16 protein-coding genes and 1 other RNA gene are annotated in these 18,147 nt (G+C 32.9%); 5 read left to right on the top strand and 12 right to left on the bottom strand.

Going from position 1 to position 18,147, the window contains the following annotated elements; translation table 11 throughout:
• Window positions 1-114: 114 nt before the first annotated feature.
• The 7 genes from AC2D8I_RS09040 to AC2D8I_RS09070 all read right to left on the bottom strand — a co-directional run bounded on the left by AC2D8I_RS09040 (window position 115) and on the right by AC2D8I_RS09070 (window position 8,187).
• Window positions 115-2,580 carry a DUF5686 and carboxypeptidase regulatory-like domain-containing protein gene (locus AC2D8I_RS09040; protein WP_484705676.1) on the bottom strand — a complete coding sequence of 822 codons (2,466 nt, stop codon included), beginning with the start codon at window positions 2,578-2,580 and terminating at the stop codon, window positions 115-117.
• A 127-nt stretch (window positions 2,581-2,707) separates the two neighbouring features.
• Complete coding sequence (gene smpB / locus AC2D8I_RS09045) at window positions 2,708-3,163, bottom strand: SsrA-binding protein SmpB (RefSeq protein WP_484705677.1); 456 nt, start codon at window positions 3,161-3,163, stop codon at window positions 2,708-2,710.
• Between the two features lie 167 nt (window positions 3,164-3,330).
• A complete protein-coding gene (deoC, locus tag AC2D8I_RS09050) occupies window positions 3,331-4,008 on the bottom strand; it encodes a deoxyribose-phosphate aldolase (RefSeq protein ID WP_484705678.1) in 678 nt (225 codons plus the stop codon).
• A gap of 118 nt (window positions 4,009-4,126) precedes the next feature.
• Entirely contained in the window at window positions 4,127-4,846 is a 720-nt protein-coding gene (locus AC2D8I_RS09055) for a hypothetical protein (protein WP_484705679.1), read from the bottom strand.
• A gap of 52 nt (window positions 4,847-4,898) precedes the next feature.
• On the bottom strand, window positions 4,899-5,795 hold the full coding sequence (locus AC2D8I_RS09060; protein WP_484705680.1) for an ATP-grasp domain-containing protein: 897 nt from the start codon (window positions 5,793-5,795) through the stop codon (window positions 4,899-4,901).
• Between the two features lie 30 nt (window positions 5,796-5,825).
• Window positions 5,826-7,511, bottom strand: a complete 1,686-nt coding sequence (gene ggt, locus AC2D8I_RS09065; protein WP_484705681.1) for a gamma-glutamyltransferase — start codon at window positions 7,509-7,511, stop codon at window positions 5,826-5,828.
• 73 nt (window positions 7,512-7,584) lie between these two features.
• A complete protein-coding gene (locus tag AC2D8I_RS09070; protein ID WP_484705682.1) occupies window positions 7,585-8,187 on the bottom strand; it encodes an acyl carrier protein phosphodiesterase in 603 nt (200 codons plus the stop codon).
• A gap of 78 nt (window positions 8,188-8,265) precedes the next feature.
• Between AC2D8I_RS09070 and glmM the strand changes: the two genes are divergently transcribed.
• Window positions 8,266-9,654, top strand: coding sequence for a phosphoglucosamine mutase (gene glmM, locus AC2D8I_RS09075; protein ID WP_484705683.1), 1,389 nt, complete (start codon window positions 8,266-8,268; stop codon window positions 9,652-9,654).
• A 25-nt stretch (window positions 9,655-9,679) separates the two neighbouring features.
• Window positions 9,680-11,179, top strand: coding sequence for an aminotransferase class V-fold PLP-dependent enzyme (locus tag AC2D8I_RS09080; RefSeq protein WP_484705684.1), 1,500 nt, complete (start codon window positions 9,680-9,682; stop codon window positions 11,177-11,179).
• Window positions 11,180-11,319: 140 nt separating this feature from the next.
• On the opposite strand, the gene AC2D8I_RS09085 is transcribed toward AC2D8I_RS09080, so the two are convergent.
• Window positions 11,320-12,210, bottom strand: coding sequence for a lysophospholipid acyltransferase family protein (locus tag AC2D8I_RS09085; RefSeq protein WP_484705685.1), 891 nt, complete (start codon window positions 12,208-12,210; stop codon window positions 11,320-11,322).
• A 139-nt stretch (window positions 12,211-12,349) separates the two neighbouring features.
• On the opposite strand from AC2D8I_RS09085, the gene AC2D8I_RS09090 reads away from it, so the two are divergent.
• Window positions 12,350-13,021, top strand: coding sequence for a rhomboid family intramembrane serine protease (locus AC2D8I_RS09090; RefSeq protein WP_484705686.1), 672 nt, complete (start codon window positions 12,350-12,352; stop codon window positions 13,019-13,021).
• 30 nt (window positions 13,022-13,051) lie between these two features.
• On the opposite strand, the gene AC2D8I_RS09095 is transcribed toward AC2D8I_RS09090, so the two are convergent.
• Window positions 13,052-14,191 (bottom strand): redoxin domain-containing protein, encoded by a 1,140-nt coding sequence (locus tag AC2D8I_RS09095; protein WP_484705687.1) that lies wholly within the window; start codon window positions 14,189-14,191, stop codon window positions 13,052-13,054.
• A gap of 108 nt (window positions 14,192-14,299) precedes the next feature.
• On the opposite strand from AC2D8I_RS09095, the gene mnmE reads away from it, so the two are divergent.
• Complete coding sequence (gene mnmE, locus AC2D8I_RS09100) at window positions 14,300-15,691, top strand: tRNA uridine-5-carboxymethylaminomethyl(34) synthesis GTPase MnmE (protein ID WP_484705688.1); 1,392 nt, start codon at window positions 14,300-14,302, stop codon at window positions 15,689-15,691.
• 77 nt (window positions 15,692-15,768) lie between these two features.
• Here mnmE and AC2D8I_RS09105 read toward each other — a convergent pair whose 3' ends face one another.
• The 3 genes from AC2D8I_RS09105 to AC2D8I_RS09115 form a co-directional block, all read right to left on the bottom strand.
• The gene (locus AC2D8I_RS09105; protein ID WP_484705689.1) at window positions 15,769-16,113 is read right to left on the bottom strand and encodes a DoxX family protein; all 345 of its coding nucleotides are present in this window, start codon (window positions 16,111-16,113) and stop codon (window positions 15,769-15,771) included.
• A gap of 273 nt (window positions 16,114-16,386) precedes the next feature.
• Window positions 16,387-16,776, bottom strand: a complete 390-nt coding sequence (locus AC2D8I_RS09110; protein WP_484705690.1) for an acyl-CoA thioesterase — start codon at window positions 16,774-16,776, stop codon at window positions 16,387-16,389.
• A gap of 139 nt (window positions 16,777-16,915) precedes the next feature.
• Window positions 16,916-17,953, bottom strand: coding sequence for a glutaminyl-peptide cyclotransferase (locus AC2D8I_RS09115; protein ID WP_484705691.1), 1,038 nt, complete (start codon window positions 17,951-17,953; stop codon window positions 16,916-16,918).
• Window positions 17,954-18,040: 87 nt separating this feature from the next.
• Between AC2D8I_RS09115 and ffs the strand changes: the two genes are divergently transcribed.
• An RNA gene (ffs, locus tag AC2D8I_RS09120) (signal recognition particle sRNA small type) lies at window positions 18,041-18,139 on the top strand.
• Window positions 18,140-18,147: the final 8 nt, after the last annotated feature.

Here is an 18,147-nt window from a genome sequence, read left to right on the forward strand (position 1 = left end):
GGGCTTTGTAAAGGTTTGAGCATCTAAGCATCACCGAAAGAAAAGCTTTAAGAAATTAAGATAAAAAAAAGAACCCGTATTTAATGTTGCAATTTAAATACGGGTTCTTTTAGATTAAAAACTAATCCCAAACATTACCGCATCGTTTAAAAATCCACTCTGGTAGGAACGCACATAATCGAGACGGAGGAAACGGAACTTTCCAAAACCAAGATTGTCTATTCCAACAGAAAATTCGTTATACGGAGTATTGTCTTCTGTTATGGCAGCGTTGGCTCCAAGGATAAGATTAAAGTTAAGCTTGCTTAATAATGGTATTTTATTTAAAATAAAACCATTAAAGTTATGTTCTACATGAAATTCTCCATAGGGTTTATTGGTACTTAAATTATAATAGGGTAAATTTTTAAAAGCGCTTAAATAGGACCCTTTAAGTTTTACATTGATTTGATTACCATTAAAATGATGATAGTCCATAAACGCAATATTATCGGCATTTAAAAAAGTACCGCCGCTTATATTATATCTAAAAGTCCCTTTATTTCCTAGGGTTACGTGTTGTCTTAGTTTAATTTTAAATTGATCAAAATTGTAATTAGAATCTGTTGCTCCTAAGCCTTTTTCGTAACCTAAGCTTAAACTAGGATACTTACTATTAGGGATATTGTATTTTCCATCCGGATAACTTAAATAATCTTGCGCAAAGTTAATGGTTGTATTTAGGTTTAGTTTTATAATGTTATGAGTGTTAAAAGGGGCAATACCATAAGCGGTTTCATCTATAGGGTTATTACTTGTATAGCGGTCTCTACTTTCATTTATTAAAGTATAATCGGTAGTATTGAATATTGCTTTTCTGCGTTCATAAGCTAAAGCAGAATAGAGATAAAAACCATTAAATAATTCTTGAGAGTATTTTATTTGCGCATAACCTTTGTCGTAAAGCTTCATGTAATTGTCTTCAAATACTAAAGTGCTTACTGCATTTTCTAAACGCGAAATGGGTTGGGAAGCATTAAATTGCTGCGTTTTAACACCTCCAGATAATGATAATGATTGTCTGTTTTTGTTGTTAAATTTGTAACGAATAGATGCGACTCCTCTTAACCTATCATCTCCTTCTCCATAGTTTAATGTGGTATTTACCCTTAGATAGCGTTTGTAATCATCATAGCGTTTTGTGAAATTCAATTCTAGCTTTCCATTCCAGCCTTGTACGGTATTAAAACTAATGTGCTCGAGAGGCGAGCTAATACTAAAGGCGTGATCTTTATGCGAGTTTTGGTAGCTATAACCTCCTAAAATATCCCAAATTTTGAATTTGTTATTTTGTTTATCTATGGAATCCAAGTATGGTTTCGATTCTTTAACTATTTGAATGCTATCTTTTTTTACATAATCCATAGACTCAGCATCTGTTAAAGGAACAGGGCGTTTTGTTTCCCAATAGGTAGAATCTTTTTTGTTAGCGTGTTCTTCAAACGATAAAATTTCTCGGGTAAAGGTTTTTTTTGTAAATTCTGGAGAAAAATCATAATTACTATAAACAGAGGTAAAGCGCCCATTGCCTTTTATGCCTAAAATGCCAAATTTAAAATCGAAGGTTTGAGAGATTAATGCCCAAATCGTATCTGTGTCTGAGTATGAAAAAGTTTGTTTTATGGTAAATAGGTCTACGGGAGCTGTATTCACCTGTTTTCCTTTAACGGTAACCTCTACAGCATAAAGGCTCCATTGCTCTTCTACAATATAGATATAGCCCGAAAAAGCTTTGTCGTTTTTTCGCTTTGGACTGATTTTAATTTTATTAATAAGATTGCCTCTATCGTCGTAAAAGACACCTTCTAGTTTGTAACGGTAATAGTTAAAGGCCATCTCTGAAATAGGTGAAACAACCTGTGCGCCTAGCTCAAAAGTGTTTTTATAAAAATTAAAATTAACATCGCTAGCATTATTAAAACTAAAACCATTATTATCGCCGCTAACCTTTGACGCTATGATTTTCTCTTTTAGTGGTTTTGGTTTTTTGTACTCTAGTTTTGATATGGTTTCAGATAAATAGATAATTCCGCTTCGTGTTGAATCTAAGCCTCCACCAAGATTACCAACATCTTGACCAAGAATTTTTTCTGGTGCGTTTTCAATTTGTATAAGGCCACGTGAATAGAAATCTGCTGTGTATTCGCTGAGCTTTTCAAGAATTGATTTTCTATTCGCAATTGCATTTCTAATAATTTGATTTGCAGGGTTTTCTTCAGAATTAATGACCACTTCATTTAAGGCGATGTCTTCTTCCTCAAGTATGGCGTCTAAAGCAAAGGGGAAATGGGTAATATGTATCGTTTTTTTTAATGTTTTATATCCTAAATATTGAAAAACAATAGTGTAATCTCCTGTTTTAGTGGTGTTTAATTCGTATTTCCCATCGCTATTTGTAGTGGTCCCAATATAAGTGTTGTCTATAAAAATATTAACAACAGGAAGTGGGATTTGTTTTGAAGATGTTACAACTCCGGTTATTTGTGAGAAAGTAAGGTTGCATAAAAGTAAAGTAATGGTTAATTGTAGCGATTTTATCATAAGTTAAATTTTGTTTCTATAAACATAGACGTCTTTTTTTGTAAAAAGGTTGCCTACGAGCAGTTAAACTTAGAAATAAAAAGAATACGCTATTGTTATAACAATGATAAAATTGGACCAAAAAAGGTTAGAAGTTTTTCTTTATGCGGTCTAAATCCCGTTTATTATCTCTGTCCTTAATTGTTTCCCGTTTGTCATATAGTTTCTTTCCTTTGGCTAAGGCTATATTTAGTTTAGCAAATCCTTTTTCGTTAATAAATAATCGTAGCGGAACGATGGTAAGGCCTTTATTTTGTACCTCTTTTAGTAGTTTTTTTAATTCCCTCTTGTTAAGGAGTAATTTACGTTCTGCTTTTGGAGCATGATTATAATAATTCCCATAGACATATTCTTGTATCGTCATATTTATAACAAATAACTCTCCTTGCTCATTAAACTCGCAAAAGGCTTCTGCAATTGAAGCTTGACTAGAGCGAATGGATTTTATTTCGGTTCCAGAAAGCACTATTCCTGCGGTATATTTATCTAGTATCTCGTATTGGAAACGAGCTTTTTTGTTTTGTATGTTAATATTTTTTTGCATCGGAAGACAAAGCTAAACAATTTCTACATAAAGTAGTTGTGTATATTCTAAATTATCGCGGTTTTAAAACGGTCTGTATTATATTACATAGCTAAAAAAATAAAGAAGTAAGCGTTTTTTAACAAAGGTCATTTTATGGCATTCTATTTAAAACTATAAGTTGTTGTTTAATATATTGTTTTGGTGTTTTTATCTAAATTGCTACCAGATACAATTACTTTTCCCGATGAAGTGCCAATTCTATCGACTCCCATATTTATATATTTAAGAGCTGTTTTTGTGTCTTTTATACCTCCAGAAGCTTTGACTTTAATAGCGGTGTTTTGGGTTATCTTTAGCATGCATTTAACAGTGTCAATAGTTGCGCCTCCTGTACCAAAACCCGTAGACGTTTTAATGAAATTAGCACCACTGGTAATGGCTAATTCACTGGCTTTAATAATTTCTATTTCATTCAAATAGCAGGTTTCTAAAATGACTTTTAAAATAATATTGGGAGTCACTTGTCTTACGGCTTCTATATCTTGCCAGACGCCATCAAAATCCTTGCTTTTTAATAAGCCTATATTTAATACCATATCAATTTCATCAGTCCCGTCTGCAATCGCTTGCTTCGCTTCTTCAATCTTAGCTACTGTACTCATAGCACCTAGCGGGAAGCCTATAACGCTACAGATCTTTACATTACTATCTTTTAATTGTGTTTTTGCTAAGGGAACATAACAAGAATTAACACAAACAGAGTGAAATTCATGTTTTTTTGCTTCATTACAAAGTGTAATGATGTCTTGCTTGGTTGCTGTAGGACTTAATAAGGTGTGATCTATATATTTGTTAAGTGTCATGATGTTGAGTTCTATTTTAGTAAAGCTATTTATAATTTAAAACAAAATGTAAATTCAAGAATCCATACAGTCTGCGTTTATGTTACGTTTTAAATGTTGTTATTTATGCGCGTCTTTTTTATTGAGGTGTTGTTTTAATGCCTTCAATCGCTATGTCTAAGAATAGTAACTTGTGAAAGTCTGGTAATAACGCGTTGGTTTCTGTTGTTACCCAACTATTCCAGGTTGCAGCTAATCCGTTAATAGGAAGTATTGAAACCCACATTTGAAAATGTTTTGGTTTACCCGTCTCATCGAGATGCCATAAATAGGAATCTCCTGGAGTTGAACCTCCCGCGGTATAAGTTACCAAAAGGGCTTGAGTGTTATTGCTTAAAGTGATTAAACTACGTTTTACACCAGTGTCGAATACTTTGTAAGGCGCAATTAGCCAAAAGGAATCATTATTAAAGTAATCTGTTGCTTTAGTTATGAGTTTTTGTGCTTGCGCACCCTCAATTTTTATTTCATTCTGAAAAGCACTGTTTTTACTACTATCGTTAAAATAGAGTGATACTTTATAGTTTTTCCAGTACACATCACATGTATTTTTAACTTTATTCCATTTAAAATGATGCCGTTTTTTAAAAGTCCATTCTATATAGTTGGTCGCTTTATAGGCATCATAATTAAGAGCGGTAAGCATTTTTGAAGCTAATGCATCGGCTTGTTCTCCTTCAATACCTGTAGGTAATTCTTCATTGTATTTAAAATAAAGCACCCCATAGAGTAAAAATGTAGGTAAGGTTAGGAAAATTATTATTCCAGAAATTATTTTAAGAACTTTTTTTATTTTCATAATCGTTTTTCTGTTAAGAGCGGTGTTTTTTAACCTTTTTAATACCGTAAAATTAGTCTAATTTAGTTGCAATGGTTTTCGCTAATAAATCTGCTGCTCTAGGGTTGTTTCTAAACCAAAGTTCTGGTTCAATTAATTCCAACTCAGATAATGCAATGTTACCATTATTATCTTCAAAGATATCAACTCTAGCATAGATAGGAACTTCAAAACAAGCGTTTACAGCTGTTTCTGCAAAACGTATTTCTTCGGGTGTAGGTTTGTATTCATAAACAGTACCTCCAAAATCGTCCTGAACTCTAAAATCACCTTCTTTAGCTATTTTTAAAACAGCATGTGTATATTGTCCATTAATAATAATCATAGAAACTTCACCTTTGTTTACAATATTATGCTGAAACGGCTGTAGCATCATCGCTTCCTGTGCAATTAATTCTTGAAATATGGTTTCATGTTTAGTCAGGGTTTCTGCATTTAACTTGTATGTATGTCTTGCCGATCCAGAGACGCAGGGTTTTAAAACCGTACCCTCCCAATTAAGTGCATTATGCAACCATTTTAAAGTTGTAATACTGCCTTTTTCTATAAAATAGCTTTCCGCAATATGAACGTTATTTTTTTGTAAATCTAAAAGATAATGCTTGTCTATATTCCATTGGATAATTGCATTGGAATTTATTAATTGAGTTTTTTTAGCTGTTCTTTTTAGCCATTTCGAGAATTCTTCAAAGCGATCAAAATAATCCCAAGTCGTTCTAAATATAATAGACCTGGTCGTTTCCCAGTCGAAATTTGGGTCATCCCAAGCTAATCGTTTGGACTTTAGGCCTAGCCTTTTTAAGGCTTGCACAACATAATCATCTTCTTTGTATACGTTGTGTTTATATAAGTCCTTGGAATCGTTAAGATAACGCGAGTCTGTTAATACAATGCAGTCATATATTTTCATAAGTAATTTTCTTATATTAATGTAAGATAATTAAAAGCCAGCCGCGGCATCATCACCACGGTTATCTGCGCCGCCTTCTAATGTGCCGTTAGGAAGCACTAAAATACCATCTACGATTCCAATAACAGGAGAGCGTTCCTCGTTAATTTTATATCCTTTTCCTTTTAATTGATTAATGGTTTCCTTAGAAAATCTATGAGGTTCCATTCTTATCTCGTCTGGTAACCATTGGTGATGAAAACGCGCAGCGTTTACTGCTTCTTGCATGGACATATTAAATTCATGTACATTTAAAATGGTTTGCAAGACAGACGTTATAATGGTTGAGCCTCCTGGAGTTCCAACACTCATAAAGAGTTTGTTATTCTTTTCAACAAGGGTTGGGGTCATAGAGCTTAGCATTCTTTTTTCTGGTAAAATGGCATTAGCTTCGGCGCCAATTAAACCATAAACATTGGGAATACCAGGTTTACTCGAAAAATCATCCATTTCGTTATTAAGAAAAAAGCCTAATTCTTTACAAAATAATTTAGAACCAAAACCAGAATTTAAGGTTGTTGTAACAGCAATAGCATTTCCAAATTGATCGACAATAGAGTAATGTGTTGTTTCATCACTTTCTACTATGTCTATAGTGCCATGAGTGATTGTATTCGAAGGGGTTGCTTTTTCAAATGAAAAACCTAACATTCTATCTCTTAAATACGCATTACTTATTAATTTGTTTTGCGGGACGTTTACAAAATCGGGATCTCCCAGATAATAACTCCTGTCGGCATAGGCACGGCGTTCTGCCTCCGCTAGAACTTGAATGGTTTTTACGTTATTGTGTCCCATTTGGGCTAAATCATAATCTTCAACAGATTTTAAAATTTGAGCCATTGCAATACCACCACTAGATGGTGGCCCCATAGAAATAATACGTAAATCGTCATATTCAAAGGTAACGGGTGTTCTCCATTTTACGCGATATTGTTCTAGATCGTCCATAGATAAAATACCACCATTATTTTGAATGAAATGGGTGAGTTTTTTAGCCGTTTCACCTTTGTAAAACTCATCGCTTCCGTTTTTCATTATACGTGTTAATGTTTCAGCTAAATGTGGATATTTAATAGTATCGTTTGCTTTCCAGTTTTTTTCAAACAGGATGGTATCCTTATTAACTAGCTTAAAATCGTTCTGCTTTTTAGCAATACGTATTTCCTGTTTTGGAGTTACGATAACGCCTTTTTTTGCCAAGGCAATAACAGGTTTCATAATTGTTTCAATAGCTAATGTACCAAATTTTTTATGTGTTTCGAAAACGCCAGCTACAGCACCAGGAACGCCAACAGCCATAGCACCACGTGTACTCAAATTAGGAATAACATTACCTAACGAATCTAAATACATATCTTTTGTCGCTAAGGCGGGGGCTTTTTCTCTAAAATCTAAACTGCCTATATCTCCATTGTCCAATCTGTATACCATAAAACCACCACCACCAATATTCCCTGCATAGGGGTATGCAACAGCTAAGGCTAATTGTGTTGCTGCCATAGCATCAAAAGCATTTCCGCCAAGTTTAAGAATTTGTTTTCCAATAATGGATGCTTCCATACGAGCAGAAACAACCATTGCTTTTTGTGTTATAAGACCTTGTTTTTTTTCTGAATATTTTTCACAAGAAACAAAAGCTATAAATAGGAGGCAAAGTGAAATTATTTTGCGCATAATTAGATTTTTTTAATGATAATATTAAGTAACGCTTTAGGTTTTATTGTTTAATATTTTGTTTTTTAGGTAATTATATTTGTTGTTCTTTTTGTATTTCAATTAGCTTGTTTTTAGAAAAAACAATGAGTTCTTGAAAAAAACGAGTGAATTCATCTTCAAAATCACTATAAAATTCCTGAAGTTCATATATAGCCATATGCATATGAGATTTATTATTTGTGCGTCTATTCATTCCTTGCAAAACAGCGGCGATTCCTTCTATAGAAGCATAGCTTAATAGCCAATTATTGGTGATCATATGGGGCATTATTTCTTGAGTCCGTTGGGGTAATACATTAAAATTATTTTCTAAGCTATTGTAGAAGTCATTCACGTACGTACCTAATGGAACCTCAGAATAGACGGTCCAGTTTTTTGCTAGAAAATGATCATATAAAATATCAACAATAACACCGGAGTAATGGCTGTATTTTTTATGCAATCGCTTAGTGCTTTGCCTTACTGTTTTATGTGCATCTGTATAAGTGTCTATTTGGCGATGTAGTAAAATGCCCGTTTGGATATCTTTAGTGTATTTTTTGTAATCTTTACCGCGAATACCATCGGCAATAAAGTTGCCAATGGTTATGTTTTCATTGTCTCCAGAAAGATAAATATGTGCTAGAAAATTCATGCTGTGAATTTACAAATTCCGATTTAAGAATTCCGATTTTGAAATACTATATTTGTATTTCAATTTTAAAATATATTTATGACGCTTATAAAATCAATTTCAGGAATTCGCGGAACCATTGGTGGGGAGATCGGACAAAACTTGACTCCTATTGATGCCGTTAAATTTGCATCTGCTTATGGAACGTGGTTAAAAACACAAAATAATAAAGAAAAATATAGCGTAGTAGTAGGTAGAGATGCTAGAATTTCTGGAGCAATGATTCAGAATTTGGTAATGAATACTTTAGTTGGCCTAGGAATAGATGTCGTAGACTTAGGGTTGTCTACTACGCCAACAGTAGAAGTAGCAGTGCCAATGGAGCAAGCAGACGGCGGAATTATTTTAACAGCAAGTCATAATCCAAAACAATGGAATGCATTAAAATTATTAGATAATAAAGGTGAGTTTTTGAATGCAGCGGAAGGAGCTAAAATTTTAGATCTCGCAGAGTCTAATACTATGCAGTTTGCAAATGTTGACGATTTAGGAACCATAACAAAAAATGAAACTTATATAGACTTGCATATCGCTACGGTGCTGGATTTAGACTATGTAAACAAAGACGCTATTAAAGCGGCTGGATTGAAAGTTGTTGTGGATGGCGTAAATTCAACAGGAGGAATTGCAATTCCACTGCTATTAGAGCGTTTAGGAGTGGAAACAGTAAAATTGTATTGTGAGCCTAATGGACATTTCCCACACAATCCAGAGCCTTTAAAAGAACATTTAACAGATTTATCTGAAGCTGTAAAGCAAGCGAATGCAGATTTAGGGATCGTTGTAGATCCCGATGTAGATAGATTAGCGTTTATGGATGAAAACGGGGAGATGTTTGGAGAAGAGTATACCTTGGTAGCTTGTGCAGATCATGTGTTAAGTAAGAATCCTGGAAATACAGTAAGTAATATGAGTTCTACACGCGCGCTTAGAGATATTACAGAAAAATATGGTGGAAGTTATGAAGCTAGTGCTGTTGGAGAGGTAAATGTTGTGGCTTTAATGAAAAAAAATACAGCAGTAATAGGCGGTGAAGGTAATGGTGGGATTATTTACCCAGAATCTCATTATGGTCGGGATGCTTTAGTTGGTGTTGCTTTATTTTTAAGCCTATTGGCAGAACGAAAATTGAGTGTTAGTGATTTACGAAAAACGTATACGAGTTATTTTATGAGTAAGAAAAAAATAGCTCTAACTCCAGAAATTGATGTCGATGCTATTTTAAAAACAATGGAACAGAAGTATGCTAATGAAAATTTAACGACTATTGATGGTGTGAAAATTGATTTTAGTGAGCATTGGGTACACTTACGTAAGAGTAATACAGAGCCTATTATTAGAATTTATACAGAAGCCAAATCTCAAGAATTAGCAGATGAATTGGCCGATAGGATTATCTCCGAAATTAAAGAAGTGACTAATATTTAGTATTTTAGCAATCAATTTAAGGGTTATGATTAAAATAAAAGACGACAAGGTGCGCTATTCTAAATTGGAACAATATTTTTCTAAATTTAGAAAAAATATAATAGGTATAGATCAAGAGTTTGAATCTCCTTATGGGAAGCAAAAAATAATTTATACAGATTGGACGGCTTCTGGTCGCTTGTATAGGCCTATTGAGGAAAAAATAATGAACCAATTTGGCCCTTTTGTAGCCAATACGCACACAGAAACTACGGTTTCAGGTACGGCAATGACTAATGCGTATCATAAAGCCAGAAATATAATAAAAGGACATGTAAATAGTAATGCGGATGATGTTCTAATTGTCGCAGGAAATGGAATGACCAGTGTTGTTAATAAATTTCAGCGTATTTTAGGATTAAAAGTACCAGAGAATATTAGTAAATATGCTAAGATTCCAAAAGAAATTCGTCCTGTGGTTTTTGTTACACATATGGAACACCATTCTAATCATACTTCTTGGTTAGAAACCATAGCCAAGGTAGAAGTTATACCTGCGGGTAAGGATGGATTGTTTAGTTTGGAGAATCTTGAAGTGCTTTTAAATAAATATAAAGATTGTACTTTAAAAATAGCTTCGGTGATTGGAGGTTCTAATGTTACAGGAATACAAACACCATATCATCAAATAGCAAAGTTAATGCATAAGCATGGTGGCGTTTGTTTTGTGGATTTCGCTTGTTCTGCACCTTATGTAGATATTGACATGCACCCTGATGATGAAGACGCCGCTTTGGATGCCATTTTCTTTTCTCCTCATAAATTTTTAGGCGGACCAGGAACTTCTGGAGTTTTAGTTTTTAATAAAAAATTATATAAAAATATGATTCCCGATTGTCCTGGAGGCGGCACCGTAAGCTGGACTAATCCATGGGGTGAACATAAATATATAGATAATATTGAAGACAGGGAAGATGGTGGAACACCAGGGTTTTTACAAGCCATAAAAACCGCTATGGCTATTAAACTAAAAGAGCAAATGGGGGTTAAGAATATGCTAGATAGAGAACATGAATTGTTACACCAAGTCTTTAAGAATTTTGAAGGTGTAAATAATATTAAAATTTTAGCACCAACACATACAGATCGTTTAGGAGTTGTTTCTTTTTATATTGAAGATTTACATTTTAACTTGGGTGTAAAATTATTGAACGACCGTTTTGGAATTCAAACGCGAGGAGGATGTAGTTGTGCGGGGACTTATGGACACTATTTATTACATGTAGATCAAGAACAATCTCATAAACTGGTAAATGAAATAACTTTAGGAGAGCTAATACGAAAACCAGGTTGGATACGTATGTCTATTCATCCTACAACAACTTGTGATGAGATAGACTACGTTTGCGAAAGTATTATTGCCTTAGCTGAAAACCATATAAAATGGTCTGAAGATTACGAATATAACAAAGCAAATAACGAGTTTATTCATAAAACATTCATCCCTAAACAGGATACCCGTGTAGATGATTGGTTTGAGCTCTAATTTTATTTAATTAAAAAAACAGGCTCTGTTTTAAGAATAATGTATAAAAAACGATGCCAGTATAGCTTGTAGTCTCGTGATTACAACTTATACTGGCATTATTTAATAAGGGCTGTCTTTTTTTAGAAAAAAAGCGCTTTTTATTGAAATTCAGCAGGAACCTTATCGCGGTGTTTCCAGCGTTTGTGTGTCCATAAATAATATTCTGGAGCTTCTCTAATTTGCGCTTCTACCAAAGCCATAAAATGATCGGTAATACTATAGTCTTCATGATCTTTTGGTGTTTCTGCTATAGTTTCAAATGACGCTTCATAATAGCCACGTTTTATTTTTTTGACTTTAAAAAATACAACAGACATGTCCAGTCTTTTGGCTAAGGTTTCTGCACCTGTATGTATGGGAACTTTTATACCCATAAAATGATTCCAATGGTAGGCTTTGTTGTGTTTTGGAGATTGATCTGAAGCAAAGCCACTCATAGATAATTCGCCTTTTCTTTTGGATTTTATTAATGTAGGCACAGTTTCCTTTGTAGTGATGAGGTAGGTGTTATAACGCGCTCTAATACGCTTTACTAAAGCGTCTAAGTATTTGTTGTGTAGTCGTTTATATACACCAAAACCTTTGTGTTTAATATGTCTTTGTAAAATAAAAATCCATTCCCAACTCGCATAATGCGCACACATTAATATGATACTTCTATTTTTCTTTTCAAATTCTTTTACAACTTCTATATTAGAAAATGTAAAGCGTTTTTTCATTTGTGCTTCAGTTATAGTCATCGATTTTATAGCTTCTACAACCATATCCGCTACATGATGATAAAATTTTATTGTGATTCTACTAATTTCCTTCTCAGATTTATCAGGAAATACTAAATGAAGATTTTCTTTTACTGTTTTCTTTCTATAACCAATAATATGATAGATAATTATAAATAAAAAGTCAGAAAGAAGATAAAGTATGCGAAAGGGTAATATAGATATAAACCATAAAATGGGATAAATAAGAATGTAGACTAGAAATTGCATTTAGAAAGTTTAAATTTGCAGCTACAAAGATATACTATATAAAACAATAACAAAGTATTGTAAAGCGTATGGTCTGTATATTTTTTAATTATACATATTTATAAAACAAAATCACTTTTAAAACAAGTACTTTTACCACATGGGGAGTTTAAATTTAATTACATTAATTATTATAGCTGCAAATGTCATTATTTCTATGAAAGGATTTAATGATTTTTCTTTTTTTGAAAAGTATAAGTTTAATGTTGGTGCCATTACTAGGGGAGAAAAATTTAGAATGTTATCCTCAGGGTTTTTACATTTAAACACTTCTCACTTGTTTATGAATATGTTTGGGTTGTATCTTTTTTCTAATCAAGTTATAAACCAAGTAGGAGATGTTGGTTTTTTAGCGATCTATTTTGGGAGTTTGTTTACAGGTAATTTACTCTCATTATATTTTCATAAAAATGAATATCACTATAGCGCAATAGGTGCAAGTGGCGCAGTAACAGGAATTTTATATTCAGCTATAGTATTGGGACCGGAATTAAATTATTATTTTATATTTCTACCGCCAAGAATAGGTAATATTGATTTAGGAATAAAAGGTTATCTATTGGGCGTTGCATATTTATTATACACTATATATGGAATGAAACGTAGAAACGACAATATTGGTCATGATGCACATTTTGGTGGGGCTATAGGGGGGTATTTTATAACTATAGCACTAGCTAGTTGGTTATTGACCGAAAATTTATTGATGACGAGTTTGTTGGCGATCCCTATTGTTATATTATTTGTAATGAAAAAATCAGGAAAAATTTAAATAAAAAAAGCCTGCGTTAGCAGGCTTTTTTTAATTTAATAGACTCGCTATTTTATCTTCAAGAGCTTTTCCTCGTAATTTTGTGGCTATAATTTTACCGCTTTCATCTAAAATAAATGTGGCAGGAATAGAACGTACTCCATATTGTACCGCAATAGGTTCTTGCCATCCTTTTAGGTTGGATACTTGTGGCCAAGTTAGTTTATCTTTTTCTATTGCTTTTATCCAACGGTTTTTTTGATCTTCTTTATCTAACGAGACACCAATAATTTCTAAACCTTTACCGTGATATTCATTATATAGTTTTACTAGGTTTGGGTTTTCTCGTCTACAAGGTTTACACCAAGAAGCCCAGAAATCTATAATCGTTATTTTTGATTTTACATCTTTTAAAGTTAAAGCTTTCCCTTCTGGTGTAAACCCGGAAAAATCGGGGGCTGCTGCTCCAATAGTTATTGCAGATACTTGTTTAACAGGTGCAGGAGTTGCCTTTTTTTCTGAGATGAATTTTAAAACTTCTTTCGCCGAGCGTGTTTTTTTTGCTGTTTCTGAAAGCGAGTTATATAAAGCTTCCGCTTTTTCTTTATCTATTAATTTTGTTTTGGTAATACGTTCTAAGGTATAGGCTCCAAAAGCAGAGTTACTATTGTTAGTAACGTACTCTATGTCATATGCTATTGCTGCATTTCGTAAACTGTCGTAAGATTTTTTTATTGCATTCATTGCAGCTTCGTCCTTATTCATTTGAGCTTTTTGTGCACGTGCCGTTAAGCCAGCACTTACTTTTCGTAAGGGGTCAAGATTTGCTTTATATGATTTAACAAAGTCGTTTTCTTTACTTCCAGAAATTATCGATTTTTGTATGCTATCTTTGTAAACTTCTACTTTAATACTACTATTTTCAACCATTATAGGAAGCATTCCATTAATGCCGTAAACCATTAAAAAATAGGCGTCTGGTGCAGCTACAGTTCCTTCAAAAACAACTTTATTAGCTTTAACGTGTGTAGAGTCTAAAATAACCTTCACACCATTATCCATTCTAAAGAGTTCGGCTTTACTATTATCCATAGGAGTATCTATGGTCGCTTCAATTAGGAATTTTTGTTGTTCTTCCTTACAATTGAATAAAAGTAAGATTAAACTGAATAAGACAATTTTTCTAATCATAATTTAAATTTTAATATAGAAGCACAAATATAAGAGATATTATTGACCTTAGAAATGCTTTATAGCAAGCTTTACAAATTATCGCATTGTATTTACTATTTTTGCGTTATGATTTACAATGACAATATAGTAGCGTTAGCCACTGCTTCAGGAGCAGGAGCAGTAGCCATAATTCGTGTTTCTGGACCAGAAGCAATTACCATTACAGAAACTTGTTTTAAATCTGTTACAAATAAAAAAAAACTAAGCAAGCAAAAAACACATACTATTCATTTAGGACATATTGTTGAGGGACAGCGTACTGTCGATGAAGTCTTGGTCTCGATCTTTAAAAACCCTAATTCTTATACAGGAGAAAATGTAGTAGAGATATCTTGCCATGGCTCGCTATACATTCAGCAAGAAATTATTCAATTATTACTCCGTAAAGGCTGTCGTATGGCCAACGCTGGAGAATTTACTTTACGAGCGTTCTTAAACGGTAAACTGGATTTATCTCAAGCTGAAGCGGTTGCAGATTTAATAGCAAGTGATAATGAAGCATCACATCAAATTGCAATGCAGCAAATGCGTGGCGGTTTCTCTAGTGAAATAGCTAAACTTCGGGAAGAGTTGATGAATTTTGCTTCACTGATAGAGTTAGAACTGGATTTTGCTGAAGAAGATGTTGAGTTTGCAGACCGATCGCAATTTAAGACTTTAATAACGCGTATCAGTTTTGTACTAAAGCGTTTAATCGATTCTTTTGCGGTAGGGAATGTTATTAAAAATGGAATCCCTGTAGCTATAGTCGGAGAACCCAATGTAGGGAAATCTACACTTTTAAATGCTTTATTAAATGAAGAACGCGCTATTGTAAGTGATATTGCAGGTACTACACGCGATACTATTGAAGATGAGCTTATAATAGAAGGGATTGGTTTTCGCTTTATTGATACTGCAGGAATACGTGAAACGAAAGATGTTGTTGAAAGTATAGGGATTAAAAAAACGTTTGAAAAAATGGAGCAAGCACAAGTGGTTGTTTTATTATTTTCTGCTGAAGAATTTAAAACCGAAAAGCAACGACTGACAATAGAAATTGAAAAAATTAAAAATAAATTTCCATTAAAACCTTTAATTATTATTGCGAATAAAATAGACGTACTGAACGATTTGGAGATAAAAGCACTTAAGTCTGAATTTGAGAGCCTTCATTTGTTATCTGCTAAGTCGGGAGTAGGAGTAGAGGAGTTAAAGAAAAAATTGATTGGTTTTGTGAATACAGGTGCTTTAAGAAATAATGAAACTATTGTCACCAATACACGCCACTACGATTCTTTATTAAAGGCTTTTGAAGAAATAAATAGCGTAAAGTCTGGATTAGAAATGGGAACTTCTGGAGATTTATTAGCCATAGATATTCGTCAAGCTTTATATCATTTTGGTGAAATAACAGGGGAAATTACTAGTGATGATTTATTAGGTAATATTTTTGCTAATTTCTGTATCGGGAAGTAATTTCTTGTTAGATAGGTTAATAGCGGTTTTGGTTAGCATCAAAGGTAACTTTATTCTAGTGAAAATAAAACAAGGTATTAATTTATTAGAATGTATGAATATGCTATAAAAGCACTTAATATCAAAAGGATAAGAGAGGGTAAATGCTTAATTGGTGTATTTTTTATCTTGAAATGAAAATACTGAGCGCCTATCATAAAAATTCCCATAAAAATAGATGGAATTAGAACTAATGAAGGCTGCCAAATTCCTACAATAAGTAATGTAGCTAAAACTATTTTTGTAGCTCCTACTATATTTCGGGTGAAATCACTCAATCCAAATTGTTTAAATTCTTTGACGACATTATGAAATCTAAAAGTCCAAACATAAATAACTGATATTGCAATCACTATTTTTGCTAAATTTATTAAATTCTCCATTATTCTTTATTTAGTTTATCTTAACAACCAAAGCTAATATGGGATATGTATCAAAGCTCATTACCTTCAAAGATAATAGTTTTTTGATGCAGTTATATAGAATTAAGAATAAAATTTAAGTATTAATATGTTGATAATCTGTGTGTTGTGTTTTTTTTAATGGCGATTTAAAGCTGTTGACTCATTGCATTTTAGGATTAATCCTCATTGTCTTCTTATAAACAGGTAGGCCTAAAATGGTTGCTATTTTTATACAATTATAAAACGAGTTAACTAGAAGAATAAAGCTTTAATCTCAGGAGGGATTCTTGTTGGACGTTGAGTTTTTGTAGCCATTAAACACCATTTTGTTTTAGAGGTCACTAATAATCTTTTTGTATTGGCATTATATATTTCAACTATTCTTGTAGAGGTTACTCCTTCTGTGCTTAACACATAAGTTTTAATGTGTATAGTATCGTTTAAAACGGCAGCACTTTTGTATTCTATATTATGTGATAATAACACCCAAAAATATTGATTGGTAATTGTTGTAGAAGCACTTTCATACCAGTGTTTCTTCGCAATATCATTTACCCAACTCACATAGCGTACATTATTTACGTGATTGAGTTCATCGATATCTTCTTTATTAACGGTGAGTTTGGATTCTAAAATATGCATTCAAATGGGTTATAATACAAGGTAAAATGTATTTATGATTTCTAAAAACAGGATAAATTATATTTTTTTAGCTATAATAACATGTGTTCTAAAGTACACCGTTTGCATGCTTAAGTAAACGGTGTACTTATAGCGTTTGCTAATTATGTTCTACTATTTTAACCTCAAAGAGTTTATCCCAATGTTTCCCTGTTACAAAAATAGTTTTTGTATCAGGATTGTAGGCAATACCATTTAAAACATCCAAATTAGTATGTTGTTTTACTTTGCTTTTTAGAGAAGTAAAATCTATTACAGCTTCTGTAGCACCGTTGTTAGGGTTAATGATAGCAACTCCATTTTTTTCATATATGTTAGCGTATATTTTTCCGTTTATCCATTCTAATTCATTGAGTTTCCCTATTTTCCCTTTATTAGTGTATACCTGTATGCTACCTTCTTCTGTTAGGGTTTCAGGATTCAAAGTCCAAATTTTTTCACTACCATCACTTTTATATAGTAGTTTGCCATCGTTACAAATTCCCCATCCTTGCTTACTTTGTCCATATCTAAAACTACTTTTACGTTTTAAGGTTGTTAAGTCGTATACAAACCCTTTTCCTGCTTTCCATGTTAATTGGTAGATGTTGTCATTTAAAATAGTAAGGCCTTCACCAAAATATTCTGAATCTAAATCCACATTCTTTAATATTTTAGCATCTTTATAATCTAACTTCCTTAATTTAGAGTGCCCATATTGCCCTGTGCTTTCATATAATTCCCCATTGTAAAACTCTAAACCTTGTGTGTATGATGTGATGTCATGAGGGTAGGTGTTTATAATTTCAAATGTAAGTACCGAAGGAGTTTTATCATTCAATAGCGATAGATTTTGAGTTGCAACTTCTGTTTCTCCATCATACTTTATAGTAGCTTCAATAGTATGTTTACCTAACTTAAAATTGTTCAGCTTAGTTTCTTCGCTTATTTTTTGCCCATCTAAAGTATAGGAAACAGATGTTACTTCTAGCTTTTTTTGGTTTTTTAGAGACAGTTTTAAGGTCTCATTTATAGCAATAGAGTTGTTTTTTGCATTAGTTTGAATGGAAAAGTTGTTTTTTTTACTGTTAACTCCATTTCCGCATCCAATAATTAAGCTTCCTAAAAATATGACTGTGAGCGCTTTAAATGTTTTCATTTTTATTTTATAATTTTAAGCAAGATATTTATTAAAATTCAGTTTAAAAAATCATTGTGATAATATTAAAAGGTTGTATATTTGCAGCGGCAAGTCCTACACAACCAGCTCCTGTTGAATCCTCCAGGTCGGGAACGAAGCAAAGGTAAATGGTCGTAGCGGTGTGATGTAGGTAGCTTGCCTTTTTTTATGCA

This window comes from Lacinutrix sp. YIN62, assembly GCF_057219185.1.